We start from the raw sequence: 2,741 nt of genomic DNA on the forward strand, positions 1-2,741 counted from the left end.
CCTTCGTGGGCGAGTGTCTCGCCGCCCCCCAACGCCAGCGAAACAGGACCTGTGGTTTTTTCCCCACCGACGAGGCCCGCGTGTGGCGGGGGGGGGGGGAGGGCGGCGGCCCCCCCCCCCCCCCCACCGAGGCACTCACCCTCGCCCACCGCATCGGCGCACCCCGCTGCGTCACCCTCGTCCGCGACCTCATCCCCGTGTTCGCACCCCACCACGCCGTCGAAGGCGTGCCCGAACTCCTGGAGCTCGCTGCGCAACCCGCGCGCCCCGCCTAGGGATTGCCCCGGCGGCCGCGAGGGGATGAGCAAACCCATCGTCGAGGCAGCCGCCGTCGCCGCCCGCCCGGGCCCAGTCATGTCCGTCGTGGCGCAGGGTGGCAGTGCGGGTTCACGCGCACGCTGCCCTCCTCGTCCTGCCACCAGGTGGCGCGGGTGTCGTCGAGCGTGGCGAGCCAGACCTCGGCCACGATCAGGTCGCGCAGGTGCGTCGACGGAGCCGGCATGCCGTGGACGGCCTTCTCCAGGTCGCCCAGCATGAGGGCGGGGTCGACCAGGCCCGCCCGCCCGAGCGCGGATCCGGCGATCAGCGCCCGCAGGGCGGGCGCGTTGCGACGCAGACCGGCCTGGATGTTCGCGGCGGGGGCGGTCCGCGTGGCGTGGTGGTGCAGCCATGGGGGGATGCGGCCGGTGAGCGCGGCGTGCAGCAGGGGTATGGGCCGTCCGGGTCTTTCCCGCTCGGGTCCGGGGACGGCGAGGGCGACGTCCACGACGGTGGTGTCGAGGAACGGCGCGTGCACGGTCGTCGCCCACCGCTGGTGGGCGATCTGGGTGAACGTGGCGTGGCGCGAGCCGGTGCGTTCGAGGGCGAGGCGGTCGTGGAGTTCGGCCGCGCGGGTGTCCGCGCAGGCGTGGTGGGCTCGGTCGGCCACCAGGGCCGCGGCGGCGCGGCGGCCGTCGGGGGTGAGCCACCCGGCCGCCGCGGTCGTGCCGCACCACCGCAGCGGTACGGGGCGACAGGAGCGTGGGTCCGGATTCTCCAGGGCGTTTGCCAGCAGGTTCAGGGCCCGGGGTATGTGCGGGCGGCGGCTTTGGTCGCGTCCGCGATCGCGTGAGGGGTGGCGAGGCGGTGGGTGCGCGCGTGCGCGGTGATGCGGCGCAGGGCTTCGACGCGGTGGCCGTCGCGGAGCAGGTCGATCAGGTGGGTGGGTGCCGGGCGCAGGATGGTGTCGGCGCCGTGTCCGGTCAGGTGCGTGGTCGAACCGCCGATGGTGGGCGCGGTGAAGCGTGCGTCGGTGAGGGCGAGTTGGGTGAGGGTGGCGGCGGGCGCGTCGGTGCGCGGGAGCGCGGCGAGGTCGTCCAGGTGGTCGAAGTGCGTGGTGGTGGGGCCGTGGACGATGTGGTGGGTGATGGCGGGGGTCTCGGCCGCGACGCGGCAGGCGTGGCGCAGGTCGTCTTCGGTGGCCGTGGTGTCGTCGGTGAAGGTGACCGCGTCCACCGGTGCGTGTGTTGCCGCGAGGCAGGCGAGGGAGGCGGTGTCGAGGTCTCCGGAGAGGTCGCAGGTCACGTGTTCGGCGTGTCGGGCGCGGCGGGAGGTCGCCTCGGTGAGGGCTCGGCGCAGGTCGGCGGCGCCTTCGTCGAAGGACGAGGTTCGGGTTCGTCCGAAGGCGGTCGGTGCGACGTGTGTGGCTGGTTCGGCGCCGTTGTCGCGCGCGATGATCAGTAACGATCCGGGCGGGACCCGGCGTACGGTCTCGAACCGGGATCGGTGGGCGAGGGTGTCGACGCCGGTGACGGCCAGGTCGGTGGCCAGCAGGGGCAGGTCGGCGCCGGTGCCGGCGAGGGCTGCGAGGGGGGTGGCCAGGGTCGCCCAGAGTGTTCCGCCGGCGGTGGGGGTCCAGAACAGTGGGACCGCGCCGGCCCGGTCCCCGGCCACCCACCACGCGCGTGGGGTGCGGATCGCGGTGAGGTGGGAGCCGGGCAGGCGCATCGCGTCGCGCCACGATCCCGCGGCGGCGGTGTCGGCCGCCTCCCGTGCCTGGGTCGCGGTGGCGAGGCAGTGGCCGATCAGGTGGAGTGTCGTGGTGCCGTCCCGTGAGGTGGCCACCCTCACGTCGGTGTCGGGGTGCCCCACCGTCCACAGGTTCTTGTCGATCTCGTGTCCCCCGCGGGGGCGTACGCGGAGATCGGCGTTGTGTCCCGCGACCCATCCCGTGGTGTATCGCATGCTCGTCGTCCTTCGGTTCGGTGTGTGGTCGAGCCGGCGCCTGGGCTCGGGCGCACGCTGCGGCCGTGGCAGGCTCGACGTTCGGTGGCTTCGCGCGGGCTCCGGGCAGCGGGCGCGCGTGGCGCGTCGTCGGCGCCTGCCGACGGTCCGGTGTCGGCGATGTCGCCTTCCGGTGAACGTCGGTCACGCGAGCGGGGCCGTGGTGCCGTCTCGCTCAGGGGGTTGAAGAGGCTCCCGGCGTCGGGCCGGCGACACGTCGGACATCACGTCGCGGACAACGACATCGACAGCGAGTTCGGGACGCCACGGTCGGGATCAACGGTCTCCACGGCGCGGGACAGTCGCAGTGCCGTGTCGATCAGGAAGACGTGGCTGAACGCCTGGGGGAAGTTGCCGACCTGGCGTTGGAGTCGGGGGTCCCATTCCTCGGCGAGCAGGCCCAGGTCGTTGCGCAGCGCGAGCAGGCGCTCGAACAACTCGCGCGCCTCCTCGACCCGGCCGATCATCGCCAGGTCGTC

At 74.0% G+C, this 2,741-nt stretch carries 3 protein-coding genes; all 3 read right to left on the reverse strand.

Annotation, left to right across the window (positions count from 1 at the left end; all coding sequences use genetic code 11):
* Positions 1-352 precede the first annotated feature (352 nt).
* On the reverse strand, positions 353-928 hold the full coding sequence (locus ACZ4FV_RS51950) for an asparagine synthase-related protein (protein WP_465328434.1): 576 nt from the start codon (positions 926-928) through the stop codon (positions 353-355).
* Positions 929-1,056: 128 nt separating this feature from the next.
* Entirely contained in the window at positions 1,057-2,223 is a 1,167-nt protein-coding gene (locus tag ACZ4FV_RS51955) for an asparagine synthase-related protein (protein WP_465328436.1), read from the reverse strand.
* A gap of 263 nt (positions 2,224-2,486) precedes the next feature.
* On the reverse strand, positions 2,487-2,741 hold a 255-nt coding region (locus ACZ4FV_RS51960; protein ID WP_465328438.1), incomplete at its 5' end, for a glycoside hydrolase family 15 protein.

Source organism: Embleya sp. NPDC025285, assembly GCF_055558835.1.